23 protein-coding genes and 1 pseudogene are annotated in these 23,958 nt (G+C 64.5%); 9 read left to right on the forward strand and 15 right to left on the reverse strand.

From position 1 onward, the window contains the following. Positions 1-33: 33 nt before the first annotated feature. Together QFZ91_RS11570 and QFZ91_RS11575 are read right to left on the reverse strand one after the other, a co-directional pair. The gene (locus QFZ91_RS11570) at positions 34-450 is read right to left on the reverse strand and encodes a DNA polymerase III subunit chi (RefSeq protein WP_429567305.1); all 417 of its coding nucleotides are present in this window, start codon (positions 448-450) and stop codon (positions 34-36) included. A gap of 52 nt (positions 451-502) precedes the next feature. Next, positions 503-2,014 (reverse strand): leucyl aminopeptidase, encoded by a 1,512-nt coding sequence (locus tag QFZ91_RS11575; protein ID WP_429567306.1) that lies wholly within the window; start codon positions 2,012-2,014, stop codon positions 503-505. Positions 2,015-2,151: 137 nt separating this feature from the next. Between QFZ91_RS11575 and lptF the strand changes: the two genes are divergently transcribed. From lptF to QFZ91_RS11590, 3 genes and pseudogenes are all read left to right on the forward strand, one after another. Next, positions 2,152-3,249, forward strand: coding sequence for an LPS export ABC transporter permease LptF (gene lptF / locus QFZ91_RS11580; protein WP_429567307.1), 1,098 nt, complete (start codon positions 2,152-2,154; stop codon positions 3,247-3,249). A gap of 3 nt (positions 3,250-3,252) precedes the next feature. Further along, positions 3,253-4,402 (forward strand): annotated as a pseudogene (gene lptG, locus QFZ91_RS11585) (LPS export ABC transporter permease LptG). 47 nt (positions 4,403-4,449) lie between these two features. Then, positions 4,450-4,830 carry a sirohydrochlorin chelatase gene (locus tag QFZ91_RS11590; RefSeq protein ID WP_429567308.1) on the forward strand — a complete coding sequence of 127 codons (381 nt, stop codon included), beginning with the start codon at positions 4,450-4,452 and terminating at the stop codon, positions 4,828-4,830. Between the two features lie 59 nt (positions 4,831-4,889). Here QFZ91_RS11590 and cobA read toward each other — a convergent pair whose 3' ends face one another. From cobA to QFZ91_RS11620, 6 genes are all read right to left on the reverse strand, one after another. Next, a complete protein-coding gene (gene cobA / locus QFZ91_RS11595; RefSeq protein ID WP_429567309.1) occupies positions 4,890-5,645 on the reverse strand; it encodes a uroporphyrinogen-III C-methyltransferase in 756 nt (251 codons plus the stop codon). A gap of 88 nt (positions 5,646-5,733) precedes the next feature. Then, entirely contained in the window at positions 5,734-7,050 is a 1,317-nt protein-coding gene (locus QFZ91_RS11600) for a sulfate adenylyltransferase subunit 1 (RefSeq protein ID WP_429567310.1), read from the reverse strand. A gap of 24 nt (positions 7,051-7,074) precedes the next feature. Further along, positions 7,075-8,037 carry a sulfate adenylyltransferase subunit CysD gene (gene cysD, locus QFZ91_RS11605; RefSeq protein WP_176366993.1) on the reverse strand — a complete coding sequence of 321 codons (963 nt, stop codon included), beginning with the start codon at positions 8,035-8,037 and terminating at the stop codon, positions 7,075-7,077. Between the two features lie 99 nt (positions 8,038-8,136). Beyond that, positions 8,137-8,883 (reverse strand): phosphoadenylyl-sulfate reductase, encoded by a 747-nt coding sequence (locus QFZ91_RS11610; RefSeq protein WP_429567311.1) that lies wholly within the window; start codon positions 8,881-8,883, stop codon positions 8,137-8,139. Then, positions 8,880-9,425, reverse strand: coding sequence for a DUF934 domain-containing protein (locus QFZ91_RS11615; protein ID WP_429567312.1), 546 nt, complete (start codon positions 9,423-9,425; stop codon positions 8,880-8,882). The genes QFZ91_RS11610 and QFZ91_RS11615 overlap by 4 nt, the downstream gene beginning before the upstream one ends. 22 nt (positions 9,426-9,447) lie before the next feature. After that, positions 9,448-11,127: a nitrite/sulfite reductase gene (locus QFZ91_RS11620; protein ID WP_429567313.1), complete on the reverse strand. Its 1,680-nt coding sequence runs from the start codon at positions 11,125-11,127 to the stop codon at positions 9,448-9,450. 228 nt (positions 11,128-11,355) lie between these two features. Here QFZ91_RS11620 and QFZ91_RS11625 point away from each other — a divergent pair, with 228 nt between their 5' ends. The 4 genes from QFZ91_RS11625 to QFZ91_RS11640 all read left to right on the forward strand — a co-directional run bounded on the left by QFZ91_RS11625 (position 11,356) and on the right by QFZ91_RS11640 (position 14,847). Then, positions 11,356-12,297 (forward strand): CysB family HTH-type transcriptional regulator, encoded by a 942-nt coding sequence (locus QFZ91_RS11625; RefSeq protein WP_368594545.1) that lies wholly within the window; start codon positions 11,356-11,358, stop codon positions 12,295-12,297. A 51-nt stretch (positions 12,298-12,348) separates the two neighbouring features. Then, a complete protein-coding gene (locus QFZ91_RS11630) occupies positions 12,349-13,518 on the forward strand; it encodes an ABC transporter substrate-binding protein (RefSeq protein WP_429567314.1) in 1,170 nt (389 codons plus the stop codon). A 56-nt stretch (positions 13,519-13,574) separates the two neighbouring features. Further along, positions 13,575-13,985 carry a DUF302 domain-containing protein gene (locus QFZ91_RS11635; protein WP_429567315.1) on the forward strand — a complete coding sequence of 137 codons (411 nt, stop codon included), beginning with the start codon at positions 13,575-13,577 and terminating at the stop codon, positions 13,983-13,985. Between the two features lie 97 nt (positions 13,986-14,082). Beyond that, complete coding sequence (locus tag QFZ91_RS11640; protein WP_176109334.1) at positions 14,083-14,847, forward strand: ParA family protein; 765 nt, start codon at positions 14,083-14,085, stop codon at positions 14,845-14,847. Positions 14,848-14,859: 12 nt separating this feature from the next. On the opposite strand, the gene QFZ91_RS11645 is transcribed toward QFZ91_RS11640, so the two are convergent. Next, positions 14,860-15,624 carry a hypothetical protein gene (locus QFZ91_RS11645; RefSeq protein ID WP_429567316.1) on the reverse strand — a complete coding sequence of 255 codons (765 nt, stop codon included), beginning with the start codon at positions 15,622-15,624 and terminating at the stop codon, positions 14,860-14,862. Positions 15,625-15,781: 157 nt separating this feature from the next. Between QFZ91_RS11645 and QFZ91_RS11650 the strand changes: the two genes are divergently transcribed. Next, positions 15,782-16,042: a hypothetical protein gene (locus QFZ91_RS11650; protein WP_176109336.1), complete on the forward strand. Its 261-nt coding sequence runs from the start codon at positions 15,782-15,784 to the stop codon at positions 16,040-16,042. A 39-nt stretch (positions 16,043-16,081) separates the two neighbouring features. Here QFZ91_RS11650 and QFZ91_RS11655 read toward each other — a convergent pair whose 3' ends face one another. The 6 genes from QFZ91_RS11655 to QFZ91_RS11680 form a co-directional block, all read right to left on the reverse strand. Beyond that, entirely contained in the window at positions 16,082-17,233 is a 1,152-nt protein-coding gene (locus tag QFZ91_RS11655) for a Gfo/Idh/MocA family protein (protein ID WP_429567317.1), read from the reverse strand. 16 nt (positions 17,234-17,249) lie between these two features. Beyond that, complete coding sequence (locus QFZ91_RS11660; RefSeq protein WP_429567318.1) at positions 17,250-18,299, reverse strand: sugar phosphate isomerase/epimerase family protein; 1,050 nt, start codon at positions 18,297-18,299, stop codon at positions 17,250-17,252. A gap of 68 nt (positions 18,300-18,367) precedes the next feature. After that, positions 18,368-19,330, reverse strand: a complete 963-nt coding sequence (locus tag QFZ91_RS11665) for a substrate-binding domain-containing protein (RefSeq protein ID WP_429567319.1) — start codon at positions 19,328-19,330, stop codon at positions 18,368-18,370. Between the two features lie 100 nt (positions 19,331-19,430). Next, the gene (locus tag QFZ91_RS11670) at positions 19,431-20,444 is read right to left on the reverse strand and encodes an ABC transporter permease (protein ID WP_013088671.1); all 1,014 of its coding nucleotides are present in this window, start codon (positions 20,442-20,444) and stop codon (positions 19,431-19,433) included. Further along, positions 20,425-21,912 (reverse strand): sugar ABC transporter ATP-binding protein, encoded by a 1,488-nt coding sequence (locus tag QFZ91_RS11675; protein WP_429567320.1) that lies wholly within the window; start codon positions 21,910-21,912, stop codon positions 20,425-20,427. The genes QFZ91_RS11670 and QFZ91_RS11675 overlap by 20 nt, the downstream gene beginning before the upstream one ends. Before the next feature lie 3 nt (positions 21,913-21,915). Beyond that, positions 21,916-23,004, reverse strand: a complete 1,089-nt coding sequence (locus QFZ91_RS11680; protein WP_429567321.1) for a LacI family DNA-binding transcriptional regulator — start codon at positions 23,002-23,004, stop codon at positions 21,916-21,918. A gap of 287 nt (positions 23,005-23,291) precedes the next feature. On the opposite strand from QFZ91_RS11680, the gene QFZ91_RS11685 reads away from it, so the two are divergent. Beyond that, the gene (locus tag QFZ91_RS11685; RefSeq protein WP_429567322.1) at positions 23,292-23,945 is read left to right on the forward strand and encodes a protein-L-isoaspartate O-methyltransferase family protein; all 654 of its coding nucleotides are present in this window, start codon (positions 23,292-23,294) and stop codon (positions 23,943-23,945) included. The last annotated feature ends 13 nt before the right edge of the window (positions 23,946-23,958 follow it).

Here is a 23,958-nt window from a genome sequence, read left to right on the forward strand (position 1 = left end):
CTCCTCGCGGCCATGACGCGAGAGCGGAACGAACTAGCCGCCCTGCTTGTAGTTGTTCAAAGCATAGCCGCGATCGCGATAGAAGCGATAGCGCTCGCGGCCTGCAGCGAGTTCCTCGTGTGCGTTACCGACCACTTCGAGCAATCTTTCGAAGCGCGCGAACTGCGCCGGCACCGTTGCGCCCAGATTCAGCAGCACCTGATGATGCGGCACGTCGTCGAGATTCGTGGCCAGCACGACGGGCGTATCGGCGGCAAGCGGCGTGCCCGCCATGCAGTGCGGCACGAAGTCGAGCGGTGAGAAGGTCCACAGCATTTCGTCGAACGCGCGCAGGCGCACGGGCTCGGCCAGCACGACGAGCGGCTGGCCCGCCTGATACGCCTTGCGCACGAGGCGGCACGCGTACAGCAGCGAATCGCCGACGTTCGAGTGAAAGTCGATTCTCGTCATCGGCCGCTCCGCCCCGCTTGCCGTGCGCCGTACGCGTGCTTACCGCACTGCGTCATTGGCCGGCGCGGTCGATCAGGAACTGCGCGAGCAGCGGCACCGGACGACCCGTCGCACCCTTCGCCGCGCCGCTCTTCCACGCGGTGCCGGCGATGTCGAGATGCGCCCACGGGTACGAATCCGTAAAGCGCGACAGGAAGCAAGCGGCCGTCACGCTGCCGGCCGGACGCCCGCCGATGTTCGCGACGTCGGCGAAATTCGACTTCAGCTGATCCTGGTACTCGTCGTCGAGCGGCAGGCGCCAGGCCGGGTCGGCCGCTTCGCGCGACGCGTCGAGCAGTTCGCCCGCGAGCGCATCGTCCTTCGAGAACAGGCCGCTGTTGTGATGGCCGAGCGCGATGATGCAGGCGCCCGTCAGCGTCGCGATGTCGATCACCGCGGCCGGCTTGAAGCGCTCCGCGTAGGTGAGCGCGTCGCACAGAATCAGGCGGCCCTCGGCGTCGGTGTTCAGCACCTCGATCGTGATGCCCTTCATGCTGGTAACGATGTCGCCCGGCTTGGTCGCCGTGCCCGACGGCATGTTCTCGACGGCCGGAATGATGCCGACCACGTTGATCTTCAGACCCATTTCGGCGACCGCGCGCAGCGTGCCGAGCACCGAGCCCGCGCCGCACATGTCGTACTTCATCTCGTCCATGCCCTCGCCCGGCTTCAGCGAGATGCCGCCCGTGTCGAACGTGACGCCCTTGCCGACCAGCACGACCGGCGCGGCCTTCGCGGCGCCGCCCTGGTACTGCAGCACGATGAACTGCGCCGGCTCGACCGCGCCCGCGGTGACCGACAGGAACGAACCCATCTTCAGCGCTTCACACTGCTTCTCGCCGAGCACCTCGACCTTCAGCTTCCAGTCTTTCGCGAGCTTCTTCGCGGTGTTCGCAATGTAGGTCGGCGTGCAGACGTTGCTCGGCAGATTGCCGAGGTCGCGCGTCAGGTCCATGCCGTTCGCAAGCGCGGCGGCCTGCTTGGCGGCGAGCTTGGCGGCCTTGTCGTCGCCCGTGTTGACGCTGAACACGACGCGCTTCAACGCGCGCGGCGTGTTGTCCGGCTTGCTCTTCATCTCCGTGAAGCGGTAGGTCAGCTCGCGCAGCGCAAGGATCGCGGCGCGCACGCACCAGTCGGCCGTGCGCTCGAGCACCGGCAGTTGTGCGAGCGTGAACGTGACCTGCACGATCTTCGTGCCGAGCAGCGCGCGCCAGGCAGCGCGGACCGCCTCGCCGTAGGCTTTCTGACTGAAAGCATCCTGTTTGCCGAGGCCGACGAGCAGCACGCGCGACGCGCCGATGCCCGACACTTCGTGCAGGAACAGCGTGGTACCCGCCTTGCCGTCCATGTCGCCCGCCTTGATGATGCGCGTGAGCAGGCCCTTGGTGGCCGCGTCGATCTCCAGCGCGGCGCCCGACAGCGTTTGCGACTCGAACACGCCGATCACGATGCAATCGGATTTCCCGGTCAGGAAACCGTTCGTCGAGCCTTTGGTCCAATCACAGGCTTTTATGCTAAAGTCCATCGCGCTTGTCCTCGGATAAAATCTGGGCTTAGGATGAAAGCCGCAATTATCCGCTATTTTTCCCGCGGCGGCTGCACCGGAGGCGTGACGGGAACGAACCCCCGCGTCGCCGTGAGCGCCCCCTCTCGTCATCAATAATGATCTTTGAACGCTCCCTCCAGCGCGAGCTCGCGTACACGGCTGGCGCCGTGTTCATGGTTCTCCTCACGCTCGTGCTGACGACGATGATGATCCGCATCGTCGGTTTCGCGGCCTCGGGTGAGATCGATCCGCGCGACGTGCTGGTCCTGATCGGCCTCACCGTGATCGGCTATCTGGCCATCATGCTCGTCGCGACGCTGTTCGTGTCGATCCTGTTCGTGCTCACGCGCTGGTACAAGGACTCCGAGATGGTCGTGTGGCTGTCTTCGGGCGTCAGTCTCACGCAATTCATCAAGCCGATCGGTATCTTCGCCACACCGATCATCATCCTGATCATGTTCTTCGTGTTCGTCGGCTGGCCGTGGTCGAACCAGCAGAGCAAGCTGATCCGCGCGCGCTTCCAGCAGCGCGACGAAGTCTCGCTGCTGGCTCCCGGGCAGTTCCGCGAATCGCCGACCACGCACCGCGTGTTCTTCATCGAGAAGATGTCGCCCGACCAGGGGCACGTGGAAAACGTGTTCGTGACGAGCACCGAGGGCGGCAAGGTCAACGTCGTGGTGTCGAAGAACGGCCACGTCGAGACGCACAAGAACGGCGACCGCTTCGTCGTGCTGGAAAACGGCCGCCGCTACGACGGCGAGCCGGGCCACCCCGATTTCCGCATCATGGAGTTCGAGCGCTACGGCGTGAAGATCCAGAGCCAGCCGGTCGTCAATACACCGACCACCACCGGCTTGCCGACAATGACGCTGCTGCGCAATCCGACCAACGAGAACCTCGCCGAATTCGCGTGGCGCGCGGGTCTGCCGTTGATCGCGATCAACCTGATGCTGCTCGCGATTCCGCTCGCGCACCAGAACCCGCGGCGCAGCCGCACGCTCAACCTCGTGATGGCCGTGTTGATCTACCTCACCTATTCGAATCTGCTGAACGTCGTGCAGGCGTGGATCGAGCAGGGCAAGATGTCGTTCGGCATCGGGCTCGTGATCCTGCACGTGATCGTGCTCGGCATCGTCGCGTTCATCTTCTGGATGCGGGTGCGCAACCGGCCGCTGTTCACACGCGCCATGTTCAGCCGTTCGCAGGGAGCCTGACCGATGCGCATTTATGAAAGGTATTTCGCGCGTCAGATCTATCTCACGTTCGTCTTCATCCTGTTTGCATTTTCAGGTCTGTTCTTCTTCTTCGACCTGATCAACGAACTGAACTCGGTCGGCCACGGCAACTACAAGTTTCAGTACGCGGTGCTGCGCGTCGCACTGCAAACGCCGTCGCGCTTCTACGAAATCATTCCGGTCGCGGCGCTGATCAGCGCGATCTACGTATTCGCGCAGATGGCGGCCAACTCCGAGTACACGATCTTCCGCGTGTCCGGTCTCGCCACCAACCGGGCGCTGCGCTCGCTGCTGAAAATCGGCATTCCGCTCGTGATCGTCACCTATCTGATCGGCGAAGTGGTCGGCCCCTACACGGATCAGCTGTCCGAGCGCGTGCGGCTCGAGGCGCTCGGCTCGTCGGTGTCGAGCAACTTCCAGTCGGGCGTGTGGGTCAAGGACACGCTGACCGAGCGCGCCGACGGCGAGCAGGTCACGCGCTTCGTCAACGTCGGCGAACTGAGACCCGACGCGACGATCAGCAACGTGCGCATCTACGAGTTCGATTTCGAAGTTCCGTCTGTCGAACATCCGCATCGCGCAGAGCGGCCGTTATCAACCGCCGGGCCACTGGCTGCTGACCGGCGTGACCGACACGCAACTGCTCGACGTGGCCCGAGTTCCCGGCACGCCGGACGATGCGCTCAATCCGGTGTATCGCGCGAACCAGGTCACGCTGCCCGAGTATTCGCTGCGCTCGGAGCTGACCCCGCAGATTCTGTCGGTGCTGCTGGTGTCGCCGGACCGGATGTCGATGTTCAATCTGTTCCGCTATATCCAGCATCTGACCGAAAACCATCAGGACACGCAGCGCTATGAAATCGCGCTGTGGAAAAAGGTACTGTATCCGTTCGCGGTGTTCGTGATGCTGGTGCTGTCGCTGCCGTTCGCGTATCTGCATACGCGCGCGGGCGTGGTCGGCATGAAGGTGTTCGGCGGCATCATGCTCGGCATGAGCTTCCAGTTGTTCAACACGCTGTTCTCGCACATCGGCACGCTCAATACGTGGCCCGCGCCATTGACTGCGGCGACGCCGGGGCTCATCTACCTGGTGCTCGGGCTCGTCGGATTGAAGTGGGTCGACCGGCACTAACTCACAACGCCAGAGGGCGTTGACGGGCATCGTCAGGAGCTGATGCGATGGCTATGCACGGACTGATTCTGTTTGGCCACGGCGCGCGCGATGCGCGCTGGCGCGAGCCGTTCGAGCGACTCGCCGACAAGCTGCGCGCCGCGCGCGCGGCAACGGGCGAAGCGCAGGCGGTTACGCTCGCCTTTCTGGAGCTGATGGAACCCGACCTGCCCGCGGCCGTCGCGCACCTCGTCACGCAAGGCTGCGCTGCGATCACCGTGGTGCCGGTGTTCTTCGGCCAAGGCGGACATGTCCGCACGGATTTGCCCGCGCTCGTCGAGCAATGCCGCGCCGCGCATCCCGGTGTCGAGATTCGCTGCGCGGTGGCGGTCGGTGAGGATGATTCGGTGCTCGATGCGCTCGCGCAGTATTGCTTGCGGCAGCTCTGATTTTTTCGTTCTAGTTGTTCAGATTCGCCGCTCTTTCAGGCCGGTCCTGCCGGGGACATTCAGGCCGCGACCAGCATCCCGTTCGACGAGCGCCTCGCCTCGGTCTGCCGCGCCGCGAACGCCTCGCCGATCATCAACAGACTCGGCTGCGACGCATCGACCCAGCGCTGCGCTTCGCCCGCCGCCAGATCTTCGAGTGTCAGCGTCAGCATGCGTTCGCGCGGCGTGCTGCACGCCTCGACGATCGCCACGGGCGTCGTCGCGGGCTTGCCGGCGTCAATCAGTTGCTGTGCGATCTCGACGCCGCTGTCGCGGCCCATGTAGAACACCAGCGAATCGGCGTTGACCTGCTCGCGGATCTCGTCGGAACCGGGTGCGCGGCTGAAGGTTGCGAGCGCGACGCTGCGCGACACGCCGCGCAACGTCAGCGAACGCTTCAGCGTGGCCGCGCTCGCCAGTGCGGCGGTGATGCCCGGCACCACTTCATACTCGATGCGCGCGGCTTCGAGCGCGCGCATCTCTTCGTCGGCGCGGCCGAACAGCATCGGATCGCCGCCCTTCAGACGCACGACCACGTCGTGCTCCAAAGCCGCATCGACGATCTGCTTGTTGATGAACTGCTGGGCCGTCGATAGCTGCCCGCAGCGCTTGCCGACCGCAATGCGCTTCGCGCGCGCGGGCGCGTAGTCGAGCATCGCCGGCTCGACCAGCGCGTCGTGCAGCACCACGTCGGCGGCGCCGAGCAGCCGCGCGCCGCGTACCGTAATCAGGTCCGCGGCACCGGGTCCCGCACCGATCAGATAAACCTTACCCATTGACCTCAACCTGTTCGTTGGAGCGCACGCAGGCGGCGCGTTGCGCCGCCTGCGTCGCCCTTCCGTCGCCTACCGGCCTATGCTGAGCTCAGGCGGAAAACGCCCGGATCATGCCGGCCGCGACGGTGTGGTTCGTCGCCTCGTCGATCAGCACGAACGCGCCCGTGCCCTGATGCGCGTCGTACGCATCGCATACGAGCGGCTTCTGCAAGGTCAGCGCGACACGACCGATGTCGTTCATCGCCAGTTCCTTGCGATCGGTCGCCTGCGACAGCGTATGCACGTCGAGCACTTCCTTGATCGCACCGATCTTCGCGAATACCGTGTTGGTGGTCTGCTTCAGCAGATACTTGCGCTGCGTCGACAGCGGCGTGTCGTCGAACCAGCACAGGTCCGCTTCGAGCTTCTTCGCCGGTTCCGGCGCCGCTGCGCGCAGCACGAAGGTGTCGCCGCGCGACACGTCGACGTCTTCGGCGAGACGGATCGTCACCGTCTGACCGGCGAACGCGCGGTCCACCTGCGCGGTACCGCCGACCACCGGCGCGATGATCTCGGCCACCGTCGCTTCGCGATTGGCCGGCAGCACGACGATCGGGTCGCCGAGCTTCACTTCGCCCGATTCGACGCGGCCCATGTAGCCACGGAAATCGTCGGCCTGGCTGCCGTCCTGACGCGCGACCCACTGCACCGGGAAGCGCAGCGCCTCACCGCTCGCGGTTTCGACCGGCAGCGCTTCGAGCACGTCGAGCAGCGGCTGGCCCGCATACCACGGCATGCGCTCGCTCGCGGTGACGATGTTGTCGCCCTTGAGCGCCGACACCGGCACGAAGCGCACGTCCTGCAGACCGAGGTGGCGCGCGAGCTCGACATACGCGTCGCGGATCTCGTTGAAGCGCGCTTCGCTGTAGTCGACGAGGTCCATCTTGTTGATCGCGACGATCACGTGCTGCAAACCGAGCAGCTTGACGATCGCGCTATGACGCTTGGTTTGCGGCAGCAGTTGCGCGACGCCGTTTTCGAACGTCACGCGCGTCGCGTCGACGAGGACAATCGCCGCATGCGCGGTCGACGCGCCCGTCACCATGTTGCGCGTGTACTGCTCGTGGCCCGGCGTATCGGCGATGATGAACTTGCGCTTGGCGGTCGCGAAGTAGCGATACGCGACGTCGATCGTGATGCCCTGCTCGCGCTCGGCTTCGAGGCCGTCGGTCAACAGCGACAGATCGATTTCGTCGCCGACGGTGCGCTTGTTCTTCGCGCGCGACAGTGCCGACAATTGGTCGCTCAATACCGCCTTGCTGTCGTACAGCAGACGACCGATCAGCGTGCTCTTGCCATCGTCGACGCTGCCCGCGGTGATGAAACGCAGCACGCCGAGGTCTTCTGGTTGATGAATACTGCTCATGATTGCATTGCCCTCGTCGTGTGCTTAGAAATAGCCTTGCTTCTTGCGTTGTTCCATCGCAGCTTCAGAGACCTGATCGTCCATCCGCGTTGCCCCGCGTTCCGTGATCTCGGTAACGGCGGTCTCGGCGATGATCTTCTCGATGTCGTCCGCGTCGCTTTCGACCGGGCACGTGCAGCTGATGTCGCCCACCGTGCGGAAACGCACCAGTGCCTGTTCGCTCGTCTCGCCTTCGCGCATCGGCGTGAGCGGCGTGACCGGCACCAGCAGGCCGTTGCGGCGCACGATTTCGCGCTGATGCGCGTAGTAGATCGACGGCAGTTCGAGCTGCTCACGCGCGATGTACTGCCACACGTCGAGCTCGGTCCAGTTCGAGATCGGGAACACGCGCATATGTTCGCCGTTGTGCAGACGCGCGTTGTACAGGCTCCACAGTTCCGGGCGCTGCGCCTTCGGGTCCCACTGGCCGAATTCGTCGCGGAACGAGAAGATGCGCTCCTTCGCGCGGGCCTTTTCTTCGTCGCGGCGCGCGCCGCCGATCATCGCGGTATAGCCGTATTGCTCGATCGTTTCGAGCAGCGTGACCGCTTGCGCGGCATTGCGCGAATCCGTTTCGCGACGCAAACGCACGGTGCCGCGCTTGATCGAATCTTCGACATGACCGACCACCAGTTCCGCGCCGATTTCTTGCGCGCGACGATCGCGGAAGTCGATCACTTCGTCGTAGTTGTGACCGGTGTCGATATGCACGAGCGGGAACGGCAGCTGCGTCTTGCGGTTCGCGCCGAGGCCGAACGCCTTCAGTGCAAGCGCGAGCACCACGACGGAATCCTTGCCGCCCGAAAACAGCAGCGCCGGCTTGCTGCATTCGGCGACCAGTTCGCGCAGGATATGAATCGACTCGGCTTCGAGCCAATCGAGGTGATCCATCCGGTTGACCGTGTTGGCAAGCGGAGCGTTGACAGTGGAATCGAGCGTGGTGCTCATAGCGGGTCCTTCGTTGATTCGCCCGGCAAGCGCATGCGTGCGGGCGGAAGTATTCAGATCGGTTTCGGCGGCGGTCGGCCGCAAGCTCGTGCGCGGCATTCAAGCCGGCGCGCTTTCGTTGCGCTCGACCGCAATCGGGGTAATCGCCGTGATATGCAAGCCGCATTCCTTCGTATCGCGCGACTCCCACCACCAGCGCCCCGCCCGGCTGTCTTCGCCGGGGCGGATCGCACGCGTACACGGCTCGCAGCCGATGCTCGGATAACCGCGCGCATGCAGCGGATTGACCGGCACATCGAACGCCTTTAGATAATCCCAGACTTCGGCTTCGGTCCAGTCCGCGAGCGGGTTGAACTTGGCGATGTTGCGCGCGCCGTCGTGCTCTTCCTCGTGCAGCTCGGAACGCGTGACCGACTGCTCGCGACGCTGCCCGGTCACCCAGGCGCTGACGTCGGCGAGCGCGCGATTGAGCGGCTCGACCTTGCGGATCTCGCAGCAGCGCTTGCGCAGCTCGACGCTTTCGTAAAACGCGTTCAGGCCGTGTTCGCCCACGTACTGCTCGACCGCCGCCGCCTGCGGATGAAACTGCTCGATGTCGTAACCGTAGCGCTCTTTCACGCGGTCCAGCATGCCGAGCGTTTCCGCATGCAGACGGCCCGTGTTCAGCGAGAAGATGCCGATCTTCACGCCGCGCGACAGGATTGCGTGCGTGAGCAGCATGTCTTCGGCGGCGAGGCTGCTCGCGAGCTTCACGTTCGCGTGACGCGCGGCGATCGAGTCGAGCAGCGCGTCGAGTCGCTCGACCTTCGCTGCCAGCTCCGGGCTCAACGATTGGGCGGTGTTCATGCCGGCACCTTGTCGACGCCAGCCTGTGCGGCACGGCGGCGGAACAGCGGCGACGGGTCATCGACGGCGCCCTGGTACTGCACGGTGAAGTCGTCGAACGCCTTCAGCGCGTCGTTGATGTCCTTGTCCGCGCGCACCGCGAACGCGTCGAAGCCGCAGCGGAACATCAGCCTGACCTGGTCGCGCAGCACGTCGCCAATCGCGCGCAGTTCGCCCTTGTAGCCGTAGCGCTCGCGCAGCAGACGGCCGATGCTGTAGCCGCGGCCGTCGCGGAACACCGGGAAGTCCACGGCGATCACAGCGAGTTTGTCGAAGTCGCCGGCGATGTCCGCCGGTTCGCTATCCGGCGCGAGCCACACGCCGATTTCGGCGGCGCCGCGCGCGGCGAGCAGCGCTTCACGCTCGGCCTGCCACAGCGCCAGCGGCACGATGACCTTGCCGGCCGGCAGTTCGCTCACCGCCGGCAAAGCGCCGTCTTCCGCGGCACGCACGACGCTCCAGTCGTCGTTGACGATGTCGCGGTTCTTGATGATAGAAGCCATCTGTTCAGTATCCTTTGCGCGGTTACGCGTGAGCCGGTTGACGCGCGGCGTACACGCGCTCCTTGAACGGCGTGATGCCGATGCGGGTATACGTATCGATGAAACGCTCGCCTTCCTGGCGGTTGTCCACGAACGTATCGATCACCTTCGTGATCACGTCGGGCATTTCCTCGGCCGAGAACGACGGGCCGATCACGCGGCCAAGGTGAGCACCGGTCGCGCCCGTGCCCTGCTCGCCGCCGAGCGTCACCTGGTACCACTCGGAGCCGTCCTTGTCGACGCCCAGAATGCCGATGTTGCCGACGTGATGGTGACCGCAAGCGTTGATGCAGCCCGAGATGTTCAGCGACACGTCGCCGAGGTCGTACACGTAGTCGAGATCGTTGAAGCGTTCCTGGATCGCGAGCGCGATCGGAATCGACTTCGCATTCGCTAGCGAGCAGAAGTCGCCGCCCGGGCACGAGATGATGTCGGTCAACAAGCCGATGTTCGGCGTCGCGAAACCCTGCGCCTTGGCCTTTTCCCACACTGCGAACAGGTCGCGCTTCTTCACGTCGGCGAGGATCAGGTTCTGCTCGTGCGACACGCGGATCTGGCCGAACGAGTACTCGTCGGCCCAGTCGGCGACCGCTTCCATCTGCGCGTCCGTCGCGTCGCCCGGCGCGACCGTGGTCGGCTTCAGCGACAGCGTGACCGACGCATAGCCCGCGACCTTGTGCGGACGCACGTTGCGCTCGACCCAGCGCGCGAACGCGCGGTTTTCCAGCAGATGCTTTTCGAACGACGTATCGGTGTCCGGCAGCTTGTCGTAAGCGGGCGGCGCGAAGTACTGCGACACGCGATCCACTTCGGCCTGCGTGAGCGTCGACGGACCGTCCTTCAGGTGCTGCCACTCTTCCTCGACCTGCGCGGAGAACTTCTCCGGCGACAGCGCCTTCACCAGGATCTTGATCCGCGCCTTGTACATGTTGTCGCGGCGGCCGTAGCGGTTGTACACACGCAGCACGGCTTCGCTGTAGGTCAGCAGATGCTGCCACGGCAGATCGCGGCGGATGATCGCGCCAACAATCGGCGTACGGCCGAGGCCGCCGCCCGCCAGAATGTCGACCACCAGTTCGCCTTGCGCGTTTTTCTTCAGATACACGCCCATGTCGTGGATCTGAACAGCCGCGCGGTCTTCCTTCGAACCCGACACGGCAATCTTGAACTTACGCGGCAGCCACGCGAATTCGGGGTGGAACGTCGACCATTGACGCAGGATTTCGGCCCACGGACGCGGATCGACGACTTCGTCGGGTGCGACGCCGGCGAATTGATCGGCGGTGATGTTACGAATGCAGTTGCCCGAGGTCTGGATGCCGTGCATCTGCACGGCGGCGAGCTTGCGCAGGATTTCCGGCGTTTCTTCGAGCTTGATCCAGTTGTACTGGATGTTCGAGCGCGTGGAGAAATGGCCGTAGCCGCGGTCGTGTTCACGCGCGATCTGCGCGAGCACGCGCATCTGGTCGCTGCGCAGATTGCCGTACGGGATCGCGATGCGGTGCATGTACGCGTGACGCTGGTAGTACAGGCCGTTCTGCAGACGCAGCGGACGGAATTCCTCTTCGCTCAATTCGCCCGACAAGCGGCGGCGAACCTGATCGGCGTACTGCGCGACCCGTTCGTCGACGATGGTCTGGTCGTACTGATCGTATTGGTACATTCGGGGGCCCCAATTATTCGAAACTTCGCGTGACTCGCAGCGGTCCGGTTTCCGCCGCGGCTCGAATATCCGTGTTTGTCAGCCGTCGCAAGCAAGCGTTTAGACTCATCGCTCATTTGCTTATAACAAAAACAGATATCCATATTGAAAAAGATGGACAGATCGTAATAAACTCGCCTTATATTTCAAACGACTAAAAAATTCTTTTTATATGCGGCGAGGTTATATATGAACCTGCACCAATTCCGCTTCGTCCGCGAGGCTGTGCGCCAGAATTTCAACCTCACCGAAGCTGCCAAATCGCTGTTTACGAGCCAGCCAGGCGTTTCGAAGGCGATCATCGAGCTGGAAGACGAACTCGGCGTCGAAATCTTCACCCGCCACGGCAAGCGCGTGCGTTCGCTGACCGAGCCGGGCCGCATCATATTGCAATCGATCGAAAAAATCCTGCAGGAAGTGGAAAGCCTGAAGCGGGTCGGCAAGGATTACGCGGCGCAGGATCAGGGCAACCTGACGATCGCCGCGACCCACACGCAGGCGCGCTACTCGCTGCCGGCGGCGATCGCCGAGTTCAAGAAGCGCTTCCCGAAGGTCCACCTTTCGATTCTGCAAGGCAGCCCGACGCAGGTCGCCGAAATGGTGCTGCACGACCAGGCCGACCTCGCGATCGCGACCGAGGCAATCTCGAACTACAAGGATCTGGTGTCGCTGCCCTGCTTCCAGTGGCACCACGTCGCGGTGGTGCAGCCCGACCATCCGCTGCTCGAGCGCAAGCTGCTGTCGCTCGACGACCTGACCCAGTACCCGTTGATTACGTACGACAACGCGTTCGCCGGCCGCACCAAGATCAACGAGGCGTTCCGCCTGCGCGGGCTGCATCCGGACATCGTGCTCGAGGCGATCGACGCCGACGTGATCAAGACCTACGTCGAGCTGGGCCTCGGCGTCGGCATCATGGCCGACATCGCGTTCAACGGCGAGCGCGACCGCCATTTGCGCGCGATGCCGGTCGGCCATCTGTTCGGCAGCAACGTGACGCGCGTCGCGCTGAAACAGGGCGCGTATCTGCGCAGCTACGTGTACACGCTCGTCGAGCTGCTGTCGCCGAGCCTGAACCGCAAGCTGATCGAGCAGGCGCTGAAGGGCGAACACGAAACCTATGAGCTTTGAACCGCTTTCATACCGCTTCCATACCGCTCTCTCGCTACGGAGACACTTCTGATGAAGTTGCACAACAATAAAGTACGCAACATCCTGCGCGGCCTCGCGGCCGCGGCGCTGCTCGTCGCCGGCGCGGCGCACGCCGACCTGAAAGTCGGCATCGATCTGTCGAACACCGGGCCGGCCGCCGTGATCGGCATCACCAGCAAGAACGCGATGCTGATGTGGCCGCAGACGATCGCTGGCCAGAAAGCCGACTACATCTTCCTCGACGACGCATCCGACCCCGGCAACGCGGTGCGCAACATTCGCAAGCTGATCAACGAGGACCACGTCGATGTAGTCGTCGGCCCGAACATCACGCCGGCCGCGATGGCCGCGCTCGATCCGGTCGCCGACAGCCAGACGCCGATGATCACGCTGATCGGCTCGGCGAGCGTCGTCGAACCGCAGGAAGGCAAGAAGGTTTGGGCGTATAAGATGGCGCAGACCGACAGCGCGATGGCCGACGTGATGACGCGCTACATGTCGAATCACAACGTGAAAACGGTCGGCTTCATCGGTTTCGCGGACGGCTACGGTGAAAGCTGGCTCAACGAGTTCAGCAAGTTCGCGGCGCTGCGGCATATCCAGTTGGTCGCGACCGAGCGCTACAACCGCACCGACGCGAGCGTGACCGGCCAGATCCTGAAGCTGATGGCCGCGAAGCCCGATGCGATCCTGATCGCCGGCGCGGGCACGCCGACGGTGCTGCCGCAGCGCACGCTGATCGAGCGCGGCTACAAGGGGCCGATTTATCAGACGCATGGCATCGCGACGCCGGAGTTCATCAAGCTCGGCGGTAAAGACGTGGAAGGCACGCTGTTCCCGACGCAGCCGGTCGTCGTTGCGCGCACGCTGCCGGCCGATCATCCGTCGAAGAAGGCGGCGCTCGCGTTCGTCGACGCGTACGAAGCGAAGTACGGCCCCGGCAGCGTCACGCAGTTCGCGGGCGACGCGGCCGGCGTGTACCCGCGCCTGCAGGATGCCGTCGCGCGCGCGTTGAAGACCGCGCAGCCGGGCACGCCGGCGTTTCGCGTCGCGCTGCGCGATGAGCTCGAGCATGCGCATGAGCGGGTGGTGCCGAACGGGGTCGTCAATACGAGCCCGAAGGATCACGTCGGTCTCGATCAGCGCGCCAGCGTGATGGGTACCATCAAGAATGGCAAGTTCGTTTATCTGAGTCAGTAATCCGGCAGCGGGGCGTCGATGACGCTCCGCCTTTCGGTAGAACTACGGGAGGCAAGATGGCCACCGCTTCGATCGCAGAGAACGCCAGCACTGGCATCGTCACCGTTCCAAGCGCCCACGCGGGCAGCGCGACGGCCGAGCGTCTGCAAACCATCATTCTGCAGCGCGGGCTGACCGTTTTCGCGTGCATCGATTTCAGCGGCGACGCTGAGCGCGCGGGACTGACGATGCGGTTCAGCCGGCTCCTGATCTTCGGCAATCCCAAAGCCGGCACACCGTTGATGCAACTCGCGCCGACCGCCGCGCTCGATCTTCCCCTGAAGGTGCTCGTGTGGGAGGACGCGGATGGCCGTGCGTGGCTGTCGTTCAACTCGACGGCCTATCTTCGCGAGCGTCATGGTCTGCCGGACGACTTGATGAAGCCGGTGAGCGGTGTGGCCGCCCTCGTGGATGCGGCCGCGCGGTAAAGCGTCGAACGGTCACGAACAACCCATCGAAATCTTCGCCGTCACGCGACTCAGGTATGCTGGGCCCTTTGTAACCGCTTCCGTTCAAGGGGAGATCATGCGGCGCGTTGTATTCAATCAGAAAGGTGGCGTGGGCAAATCGACCATCGTATGCAACCTGGCCGCCATCAGCGCGAGCGAAGGGCTGCGCACGCTGGTGATCGACCTCGATGCACAGGCGAATTCGACCCAGTATCTGCTCGGTCCGCAGGCGAGCGAAGTCCACCCCACTGTCGCAGGCTTCTTCGAAACCGCGCTCGGCTTCAGCTTCAAGCCCGTGGAAGCGACCTCGTACATCCATCCGACGCGCTTCGAGAATCTGGACGTGATGCCCGCCCATCCCGATCTCGACACGCTGCATGGCAAGCTCGAATCGCGCTACAAGATCTACAAGCTGCGCGACGCGCTGAACGAACTCGCGATGTACGACGCGATTTACATCGACACGCCGCCCGCGCTGAACTTCTACACGCGCTCGGCGCTGATCGCCGTCGAGCGTTGTCTGATTCCGTTCGACTGCGACGACTTTTCGCGTCGCGCGCTCTACACGCTGCTCGAAAACGTCAAGGAGATCCAGCAGGATCACAACGACGCGCTGCAGGTGGAAGGCATCGTCATCAACCAGTTCCAGCCGCGCGCGAGCCTGCCGCAGAAGCTCGTCGACGAACTGATCGGCGAAGGCTTGCCGGTGCTGGGGTCGCGCTTGTCATCGTCGGTGAAGATCCGTGAGTCGCATCAGTTGGCAACGCCCGTCATTCATCTCGACCCGGGGCATAAGCTCGCGCAGGAGTATCGGGCGTTGCATCGCGAATTGAGCGAGTAAGCCCGAGCGACGTCATTGCCCGAGCGATCTCAGCAGCCGCGCGAGGTTTTGCGGCTCGATATGAATGATCCCGCCTCGCGGACTGTCGATGTCCGCGATCAGCGTCAGCGAGAGCGCAACCGTGACCGGCAGCACGATGATCAGGATGCCTCGTCGCACGCTGCCTCTCGCTCCATAACCCTGCACGACGCACGCAAATAGTCCGATCACGATCATCAGCGTCCACGCGCCCAGCGGAATCCGGTTCAACAGCGCCGCCTCGGAATAGTCCTGCGAGTTGAGGACGTCGTTCATGCCGGTCATCACGACGGCGCCGATAGGCGTCGGCTGGTCCCTCGCGACCTGTGCCGCGAGGCGCCAAAGTGCGGCCTGAGACTTCGCTGTGTCTGCCTCGATGCGAACGATTTCCTGCGCGTCCCGGGTTTGAAAATGCGCGAGTCTCAATTGCGCGTAATGCGTCAATTCAGCCTTGATCTGCGCGCTGACGGGCGGCGCGACCACATCGGCCCGGGCGTACTCGGTTCCGATCGCGTTCGCTTCGTTTTCCTCCAGGTTCTTGCGCTGGTCGTAGCGATTGACCGCCATCGACAGATTGAAGCCGATCAGCAGCGCGAGCAACGTCAACGTCGACGTCTCCACGATCGTGAAATCTTCGCGCTCCTCGCTCTTCAATGCGAAAACGCGTCGCAGCGCCAATGCGCCAAAAGTGATCGCGCCGACGAACGCGACCAGCAGTACCACGAACAGCGTGCCAGGATGATCGACGAATGCTTGCATGCAATGCCTCCGTTGCGGACATCTGCGTGAGACGCGGTAGCTCGGGGCTGAGCGGGTCGAGGTTCATCGCGTGTTTTCGTCCGTTGGCGCCATCCGCACACCGTCAGCAAACTTGTTAAAGTAACGCTCTCGTCAATCAGCAGCCGCAGTCCCCATCATGCGCACCACCCGAGCCATCCACGCCGTCGAGCGCCTGAAAACGCGCACCGGCAACCCGCGCTTCGCCGCGATCAGCCTGTCCGGCGGCCTGTTCTATCTCGTGGACAAATCGACCGGAGTCGACCAGAAGGTATCCGACCCGCTGACGCTCGACGACTTCGTCAAGTTCGTCGACGCCTACGGCCCGCAGAAACCGCGCAAGGCCAGCAAGCTCGATATCGCGTTCGAAGCGCAGATCAAGAAAAGCAAGGGCGGTTGACGCTCCAGCTTCGCCGACCTGGCGCTTCGTTGCGATGCATTACCCCCCTTCGATCTCCACCCACCGCCCGTCCGCCGCACTGCTTTTCAGCACCGCCTCGATAAACCGCAATCCGTCGACGCCATCCTCGACCGTCGTCAACAACAGGCTTTCCGCCGGCGGTGCGCGGCCTTCGTTCAGTGCATCGATCTGCAACGCCGCATCTTTGTACAACTGCGCGAACGCTTCCAGATAGCCTTCCGGATGCCCGACCGGCACGCGCGTCGCATGCGCGGCAACCGCACTTTTCACACGCGCGCGTGTCAATCGCTCGGCAGCGCCGCCTAGCGGCGTGAACCACAACGCGTTCGGCTCCTCCTGATCGAACGCGAGCCCCGCCTTCGTGCCATACACGCGCAAGCGCAGCGCGTTCTCCGCGCCGCTCGCCACCTGGCTCGCCCACAACATGCCGCGCGCGCCGTTCGCATAGCGCAGCATCGCCTGCACGTGATCGTCGATACGACGCCCCGGCACGAGCGTGTGCAGCTCGGCCGACAGCGCGCGCGGCATCATCCCCGTCACGAAAGCGGCCAGCTGATACGCGTGCGTGCCGATATCGCCGAGGCACCCGGCCGGCCCCGCCAAGGCCGGATCGGTACGCCAGCCCGCCTGCTTGTTGGCGCCGCCCGTTTCGAGCGGCTCGGCGAGCCAGTCCTGCGCATACTCGACCTGCACGACGCGTATCTCACCCAGCTCGCCCCGTTCGACCAGTTCGCGCGCATGCCGCACCAGCGGGTAGCCCGAATAGGTATGCGTCACCGCAAACAGCCGCTTTGATGACTGCGCGAGCTTCGCGAGCGCTTCGCCTTCGGCGAGCGAGACCGCGAGCGGCTTGTCGCAGATCACGTGGATGCCCGCTTCGAGAAATGCCGTCGCGACCGGCGCGTGCAGATGATTGGGCGTGACGATCGCGACCGCGTCGATGCCGTCGTCGCGCGCGGCCTCGGCGCGCGCCATCTCGCGCCAGTCCGCGTAGCTTCGCGCGATGCCCGCTTCGACGGCGCTCGCCCGCGCGCGCTCAGGATCGGACGACAAAGCGCCCGCCACCAGTTCGAAGCGATCGTCGAGCCGCGCGGCGATCCGGTGCACCGCGCCGATGAACGCGCCCTGCCCGCCGCCGACCATGCCCAGCCTGAGCCTTCTTCGCTGCATCGTTTGCGCTCCCATGTCAGATGCCCAGCACGCTCTTCAACTGCGCGGTATCGACACCGCTGCCCGCGAAGTCATCGAACGCACGCTCGGCCACGCGGATGATGTGCCGACGAATGAACTCCGCGCCTTCGCGCGCGCCGTCGTGCGGATGCTTCAACGCGCATTCCCATTCGAGCACGGCCCAGCCCGGAAAATCGAACTGCGCCATCTTCGAGAAGATCGCGCCGAAGTCGATCTGCCCATCGCCGAGCGAACGAAAGCGCCCCGCGCGTTCGACCCAGCCGCTATAGCCGCCGTACACGCCCTGCTTGCCGGTGGGACGGAACTCCGCGTCCTTCACATGAAACGCCTTGATGCGCTCGTGATAGATATCGATGAACGCGAGATAGTCGAGCTGCTGCAGCACGAAATGGCTCGGGTCGTACAGGATGTTCGCGCGCGCATGCTGTTTGACCGCCGCGAGAAAGCGCTCGAACGTCACGCCGTCGTGCAGGTCTTCGCCCGGATGCAGTTCGTAGCAGACGTCGACGCCGGCCGCGTCGAACGCATCGAGAATCGGCGTCCAGCGGCGCGCGAGTTCGTCGAACGCAGTTTCGACGAGACCGGCCGGCCGCTGCGGCCAAGGGTAGATATACGGCCACGCGAGCGCCCCCGAAAACGACACATGCGTGCTCAGGCCCAAGCGACGCGACGCCTGCGCCGCGAGCTTCATCTGCGCGATCGCCCACTCGGTGCGCGCCGCCGGCTTGCCGCGCACGTGCGGCGCGGCGAAGCCGTCGAACAGCGTGTCGTATGCCGGATGCACGGCGACCAGTTGGCCCTGCAGATGCGTCGATAGTTCGGTGATCGCGACGCCCGCGTTGTCGACGGTCTCGCGCAGTTCGTCGCAGTACGCGTCGCTCGCGGCCGCTTTCTCGAGATCGATCAGGCGCGGGTCGCACGGCACCTGGATGCCCTTGAAGCCGAGACCCGCGGCCCAATCGGCGAGATGCGCGAGGTTGTCGAACGGCACGTCGTCGCCCATGAACTGCGCGAGAAAAATCGCCGGCCCTTTGATGGTTTTCATCTTTACGGTTCCTCGAACGTTGCGCGCGGGCCGCACCCGCGCGCGTTGGACGATGCTCGGAGCGCCGCTCAGAACGGCGAGTCGGGGAAATAGAACTGCTGGGCGTTTTCCTTCGTGATCAGCACCGACGGAATGATCGTCGTGGGCGGCAGCTTGTCGCCCTTCAGCCGAGCTTCGGCCGTCAGCTTGATCGCGTCGTAGATGAATTTCGGCGAGTACGACACGTCGGCCTTGATCATCGGCGCGCCGTCCATCACGTTCTTCACCATGCCCTTCGAGCCCGCGCCGCCGAACACGATCTTGATGTCGTTGCGCTTGGCCTGATCGATCGCCTTCAGCACGCCGACCGCCATGTCGTCGTCGGCGGCCCACACGGCGTCGATGTGCTTGAAGCGCGTCAGGTAGTCCTGCATCACCTTGAACGCGTCGTCGCGATTCCAGTTCGCGTACTTCGCGTCGAGAATCTTGATGTCCGGATAGTTCTTCAGCACGCCGGTGAAGGCGGTCCAGCGTTCGTTGTCGAGCGTGGTCGGAATGCCGCGCAGCGCGACGACGTTGCCCTTGCCGTCGAGCGCCTTCGCCAGATACTCGGCCGGAATCTTGCCGAACGCGGTGTTATCGCCGGCCACGTAGGCATCCTGCGCACTGGTGTTCGTCAGACCGCGATCGACCACCGTCACGTACACGCCTTTGCGCTTCACCTGCTCGACCGGTTGCGTCAGCGTCGCCGATTCATACGGGAAGATCACGAGCGCATTGATCTTGTTGACCGTCACCAGATCCTGCAACTGGTTCGCCTGCTCGGGCGCGTTGGCCGCCGTTTTCACGATCACTTTCAGGTCGGGATGCGCCTTCTCGAGATCCTCCTTCGCCTTGTTCGCCCACCAGACGATGCCGCCGGTAAAGCCGTGATCGGCCGTCGGAATCGCGACGCCCAGCGTGACCTTGTCGTCGGCGCGCGCCGCGCCCGCCGTGCCCAGTATCCCCAACGCCAGCACGCCGGCGCCGATCGCTCGAATGACTTGCTTCATGGTGTGTGTCTCCAATCAAGAGGCGTTCGCTCGCCCCGATTTTTCGGACCTGCCGTTGGTTTACCGCGCCTGCCTTGCTACACCTGCTTGAAACGCACGTCTACCGCCGCCCGCGCTGCACGAACGCGACGAAAATAATCACCACGCCCTGCACCGCCGCGTTCAGATACACGCTGATGATGCTGGTCAGGTTCAGGATGTTCGCGATCACCGACAGCAGGATCGCGCCGATCACGGTGCCGATCACGCGTCCCTCGCCGCCCTTGAGCGCGGTGCCGCCGACCACCACCGACGCGATCGCTTCGAGCTCCCACAACAGGCCGGTGGTCGGCGTGGCGGAGCCGAGGCGCGGCACGTAGAGCACGGTAGCCACGCCTACGCAGATCCCGAGCAGCACGTACGTGACGATCTTGACCGTATCGACGCGAATTGCCGCGTAACGCGCGACCTGCTCGTTCGAACCGATCGCCTGCACGTGCCGGCCGAACGCGGTGCGATTGAGGATCAGCGCGCCGCCCGCCGCGACTACGAGGAACACCCAGATCGGGACCGGTACACCGAACAGGCTCGCGTAATAGACGGGACCATACAGATTGGAGAGAGAATCGTTGAGCGTCAGCGCGCCGCCATCGGCGAGCCATGTCAGCACCGCGCGGAAAATCCCCAGCGTGCCGAGTGTGACGATGAACGGCTCGATGCGCCCTTTGGTGATCAGCAGCCCATGCGCGCAGCCGAACAGCGCGCCGAGCACGAACGCCGCGACGATGCCGATCGTCACGATCAGCAACGGCGGCAACGCATGACCGGTAGCACCGGCCGCGAGCCCGTTCATCAGCCAGATCATGATGCCGGCGATCAACGCGGCCATCGAGCCGACCGACAAATCGATGCCGCCCGAGATGATCACGAAGGTCATGCCGACCGCGATGATGCCGATGAACGACGTGCGCGTGAGCACGTTCATCAGGTTGTCGAGCGTCGCGAAGTCGCGGTTGAGCAGCGTGCCGACGATGCACAGCACGATCAGCCCGGCGAGCGGCCCGAGCGTGTAGAGCCGCTGCGCGACGCGCAGCGCGCGCCGTGATTGCACGGCTTCAGTGGGTGCCGGTCGCATGAGCGATCAACTCCTCTTCGGTCAGATGCTCGAGCGTCAGCGTCGCTTGCAGGTGTCCCGCGCGCATCACGGCGACGCGATGGCACAAGCCGATCAGCTCGATCAGTTCGGATGAAATGACGATCACCGCGCGGCCCTGCGCGGCGAGACGATGAATCAGGAAGTAGATGTCGCGTTTCGCGCCGACGTCGACGCCGCGCGTCGGTTCGTCGAGCACGATCACGTTCGGGTCGGGCTGCAGGAACTTCGCGAGCGCGAGCTTCTGCTGGTTGCCGCCCGACAGCATGCGCGCGCGGCTCGACAGGTCGCCGGTGCGTATGCCGAATTCGCCAACGGCCTTCTGCAACGCCGCGCGCCCCGCTTTCAGATCGAGCAGCGGATGCGCGTAGCGTTCGAGCGTCATCAGCGTGACGTTGTCCTGCAGGCTCATGTTGACATGAAGGCCTTTGCCCTTGCGGTCCTCGCTCAGATACGTGAGACCGTGGCGCATTGCATCGCGCGGGTTCTTCAGATCGACTGCCCGGCCGGCGATTTCGATCGTGCCGCCGGTGCGTTTGCGCAAGCCGATGATTGCCTCAAACGCCTCGGTGCGGCCCGCGCCGACGAGGCCCGCGAAGCCGAGCACTTCGCCCGCACGCACGTCGAAGCTCAGATCCTCGACCCAGTCGGGCACCGTCAGGCCGCTCACACGCAATGCGACCGGCGTGTCGGCGGGCACCGTCTGCTTGTCGGGGAACATGTCGGACACGTCGCGTCCGACCATCAGGTTCGCCATCTGCTGACGCGCGAGCCCCGAGGTTTGACCGCGCGCGACGAAGCGGCCGTCGCGCATCACGATCACCTCGTCGGTGATGCGCTCCACTTCATCGAGCTTGTGCGAGATGTAGACGATCGTCACGCCATCGGCCTTCAGCTTCAGCATCAGCGCAAAGAGCCGCTCGGTTTCGGCGGGCGTCAACGTCGCGGTCGGCTCGTCCATGATCAACAGACGCGCGCGGCGCGACAGCGCCTTCGCGATCTCGACCATCTGCTTTTCCGCGACGATCAGCTCGCGCACTTTCGTGTCCGGCGCGCGCTCGAGCCCGACCTGCGCGAGATAGCGCGCGGCGTCGCTGCGCATCGCGGCATCGTCGAGGAACCAGCCGCGGCGCTTCTCGTGGCCGAGGTACATGTTCTGCGCGATCGTCAGATGCTCGGCGAGATTGAACTCCTGGTGGATCAGCACGATGCCCTGCGCCTCGGCGTCGCGCGAACCGGCGAAGCGCTGCGCGTGACCATCGACCAGCACGCTGCCCGAGGTTGCCGCTTCATAACCGGCGAGGATTTTCATCAGCGTCGATTTGCCCGCGCCGTTCTCGCCGAGCAGACCGTAGATGCGGCCGGGCGCCAGCTCGAAGCTCACGCCGTGCAGCACGCGCACCGGGCCGAAGTCCTTGCGGATGTCGTCGAAGCGGATCGCGAGGCTCATGGTTCACGCGCTCCCACGAATCACCAGACGATGCGGCAGCAGCACGCCCGGCACGTTGGCCTGCGGATTCGCGAGACGCTGCAGCAGCAAACGCGCGGCGGTCTCGCCGAGCTCGCGCATCGGCTGCGCGATCGTCGTGAGCGGCGGATCGATCTGCGCGGCGAGCGAGATGTCGTCGAAGCCGGCCACCGCGACGTCGTCGGGCACGCGCTTGCCGACGCTGCGCAAGCCGTGGATCACGCCGATCGCGAGCGTGTCCGACACCGCGAAGATCGCGCTCGGCGCATCGGACTGCTGCATCAACCCGGCTGCGGCCGACGCGCCCGCCTCGTAATCGAGGCTGTTCAGATTCATGCGACAGCGCGGATCGGGCGCGATGCCCGCGTCGCTCAACGCGTCGAGGTAGCCTTGCTGACGCTGGCGCGCATACAGATAGTCGACGTCGGAATTGATCAGGCCGATGCGCCGGTGACCGCGCGCGAGCAGATGGCGCACCGCGTCGCCGGCCGCGCGATAGTTGTCGATGCCGACGTACGGCACGCCCATCTCCGGATCGAACTCGCAGCACGCGACCCACGGCAGCGCCTGCGACGCCTCGCCGAGCGCCTGCTGGATCGTCGCCGGATCGAGGCAGATCGCGCCGTCCGCGCGGCGACGCCGCAGCATGTCGAAGTAGCTGCGCTCGCGGCCCGGGTCCGCGCCGGTGTCACATAGCAGCATGAAGTAGCCGTGCTGACGCGCGACGCTGTCGATGCCGCGCACGATCTCGGCGTAAAACGGATTGCCGAAGTCCGGCACCATCGTCAGCAGCAGGCGGCTTTCGGCGGTGCGCAGATTGCGCGCGAGTTCGTTGACGCGGTAGCCGCTCGCGTCGATCGCGGCGAGTACCTTGTCGCGCGTGGCGGGCCGCACATTGTCGTGGCCGTTCAGCACGCGCGACACCGTCGCGACCGACACGCCCGCCTGCTCGGCCACGCCGGCGATCGACGGCTCATCGGCCGTGCGCGGCGAGCGCCTCGGCGTCTGACGTAGCGGTTGACTGCCCGCGCCGGACGACGCGGCCGGCGACGATCGGGACGGCGTTCGGGACACACGACCTCGCAGCGAAAATGTAATCGATTACATTTTGTGGCGATGGCGATGCGAATCGCAAGCCCGGATCGCTAGGGATTAACACGGGGGCGGGCCGGCCTGGCACTTGCCCGCGAGCGTCCGGCGCAAGTCCGCCATTTGGTACAATCCCGCAGTTCTCCTGACGCGGCTTGCAAAGCGAACGCCTTTCGGAGGCCGCGGCCGTCGGCAATCCGCCGTGGCCGGGTCAGGACAAAAGTCAGCGGCAATCGTCGCCCGCTCGCCAAACCAAAACCGCCGAATCCACCATGAACATCGAGCAAGCGCGTTTCAACATGATCGAACAGCAGATCCGCCCCTGGGAAGTGCTCGACCAGGACGTGCTGAATCTGCTGTCGATCGTCAAACGTGAGAATTTCGTCCCCGCCGCTTACCGCGACCTCGCTTTCGCCGACTTCGAAGTGCCGCTGCCGGCCGGCCAGCACATGCTGGCGCCGCGCGTCGAGGCGCGCGTGCTGCAGGAGCTGGCGGTGAAGAAGCACGAAAGCGTGCTCGAAATCGGCGCGGGTTCGGGTTATATGGCGGCGCTGCTCGCGCATCGCGCGCAACACGTGCTGAGCGTCGACATCGAACCGGAACTGGCCGAGCTTGCAAAGAGCAACCTGATCGCCAACGGCGTGCTGAACGTCGAAGTCGTGACCGGCGACGCTTCGCGCGGCTGGAGCGGCGCGGCGCCGTATGACGTGATCTGCGTGTCGGGCGGTCTGCCGGTGCTGCCGCAGGAAATCCTCGAACAGCTGAAGGTCGGCGGCCGTCTCGCGGCGTTCGTCGGCAGCGCGCCGGTGATGAAGGCGCAAATCATCACGCGCATCGACGAGAAGCAATACCGCATCTCCGACGTGTTCGAAACCTATGTCGAGCCGCTCGCCAATGCAGTGCAGCCGGCGCGGTTCAGGTTCTAAGCGGCGGTTTTCG

The sequence above is a fragment of the Paraburkholderia sp. JPY419 genome (genome assembly GCF_050435705.1).
GTDB classification, from domain to species: domain Bacteria; phylum Pseudomonadota; class Gammaproteobacteria; order Burkholderiales; family Burkholderiaceae; genus Paraburkholderia; species Paraburkholderia youngii.

Bases quoted from the DNA above. Each gene is read 5' to 3' on its own strand.
- QFZ91_RS11570 (WP_429567305.1), bottom strand. From the start codon at position 450: ATGACGAGAATCGACTTTCACTCGAACGTCGGCGATTCGCTGCTGTAC.
- QFZ91_RS11575 (WP_429567306.1), bottom strand. From the start codon at position 2,014: ATGGACTTTAGCATAAAAGCCTGTGATTGGACCAAAGGCTCGACGAAC.
- lptF (WP_429567307.1), top strand. From the start codon at position 2,152: ATGATCTTTGAACGCTCCCTCCAGCGCGAGCTCGCGTACACGGCTGGC.
- QFZ91_RS11590 (WP_429567308.1), top strand. From the start codon at position 4,450: ATGGCTATGCACGGACTGATTCTGTTTGGCCACGGCGCGCGCGATGCG.
- cobA (WP_429567309.1), bottom strand. From the start codon at position 5,645: ATGGGTAAGGTTTATCTGATCGGTGCGGGACCCGGTGCCGCGGACCTG.
- QFZ91_RS11600 (WP_429567310.1), bottom strand. From the start codon at position 7,050: ATGAGCAGTATTCATCAACCAGAAGACCTCGGCGTGCTGCGTTTCATC.
- cysD (WP_176366993.1), bottom strand. From the start codon at position 8,037: ATGAGCACCACGCTCGATTCCACTGTCAACGCTCCGCTTGCCAACACG.
- QFZ91_RS11610 (WP_429567311.1), bottom strand. From the start codon at position 8,883: ATGAACACCGCCCAATCGTTGAGCCCGGAGCTGGCAGCGAAGGTCGAG.
- QFZ91_RS11615 (WP_429567312.1), bottom strand. From the start codon at position 9,425: ATGGCTTCTATCATCAAGAACCGCGACATCGTCAACGACGACTGGAGC.
- QFZ91_RS11620 (WP_429567313.1), bottom strand. From the start codon at position 11,127: ATGTACCAATACGATCAGTACGACCAGACCATCGTCGACGAACGGGTC.
- QFZ91_RS11625 (WP_368594545.1), top strand. From the start codon at position 11,356: ATGAACCTGCACCAATTCCGCTTCGTCCGCGAGGCTGTGCGCCAGAAT.
- QFZ91_RS11630 (WP_429567314.1), top strand. From the start codon at position 12,349: ATGAAGTTGCACAACAATAAAGTACGCAACATCCTGCGCGGCCTCGCG.
- QFZ91_RS11635 (WP_429567315.1), top strand. From the start codon at position 13,575: ATGGCCACCGCTTCGATCGCAGAGAACGCCAGCACTGGCATCGTCACC.
- QFZ91_RS11640 (WP_176109334.1), top strand. From the start codon at position 14,083: ATGCGGCGCGTTGTATTCAATCAGAAAGGTGGCGTGGGCAAATCGACC.
- QFZ91_RS11645 (WP_429567316.1), bottom strand. From the start codon at position 15,624: ATGCAAGCATTCGTCGATCATCCTGGCACGCTGTTCGTGGTACTGCTG.
- QFZ91_RS11650 (WP_176109336.1), top strand. From the start codon at position 15,782: ATGCGCACCACCCGAGCCATCCACGCCGTCGAGCGCCTGAAAACGCGC.
- QFZ91_RS11655 (WP_429567317.1), bottom strand. From the start codon at position 17,233: ATGCAGCGAAGAAGGCTCAGGCTGGGCATGGTCGGCGGCGGGCAGGGC.
- QFZ91_RS11660 (WP_429567318.1), bottom strand. From the start codon at position 18,299: ATGAAAACCATCAAAGGGCCGGCGATTTTTCTCGCGCAGTTCATGGGC.
- QFZ91_RS11665 (WP_429567319.1), bottom strand. From the start codon at position 19,330: ATGAAGCAAGTCATTCGAGCGATCGGCGCCGGCGTGCTGGCGTTGGGG.
- QFZ91_RS11670 (WP_013088671.1), bottom strand. From the start codon at position 20,444: ATGCGACCGGCACCCACTGAAGCCGTGCAATCACGGCGCGCGCTGCGC.
- QFZ91_RS11675 (WP_429567320.1), bottom strand. From the start codon at position 21,912: ATGAGCCTCGCGATCCGCTTCGACGACATCCGCAAGGACTTCGGCCCG.
- QFZ91_RS11685 (WP_429567322.1), top strand. From the start codon at position 23,292: ATGAACATCGAGCAAGCGCGTTTCAACATGATCGAACAGCAGATCCGC.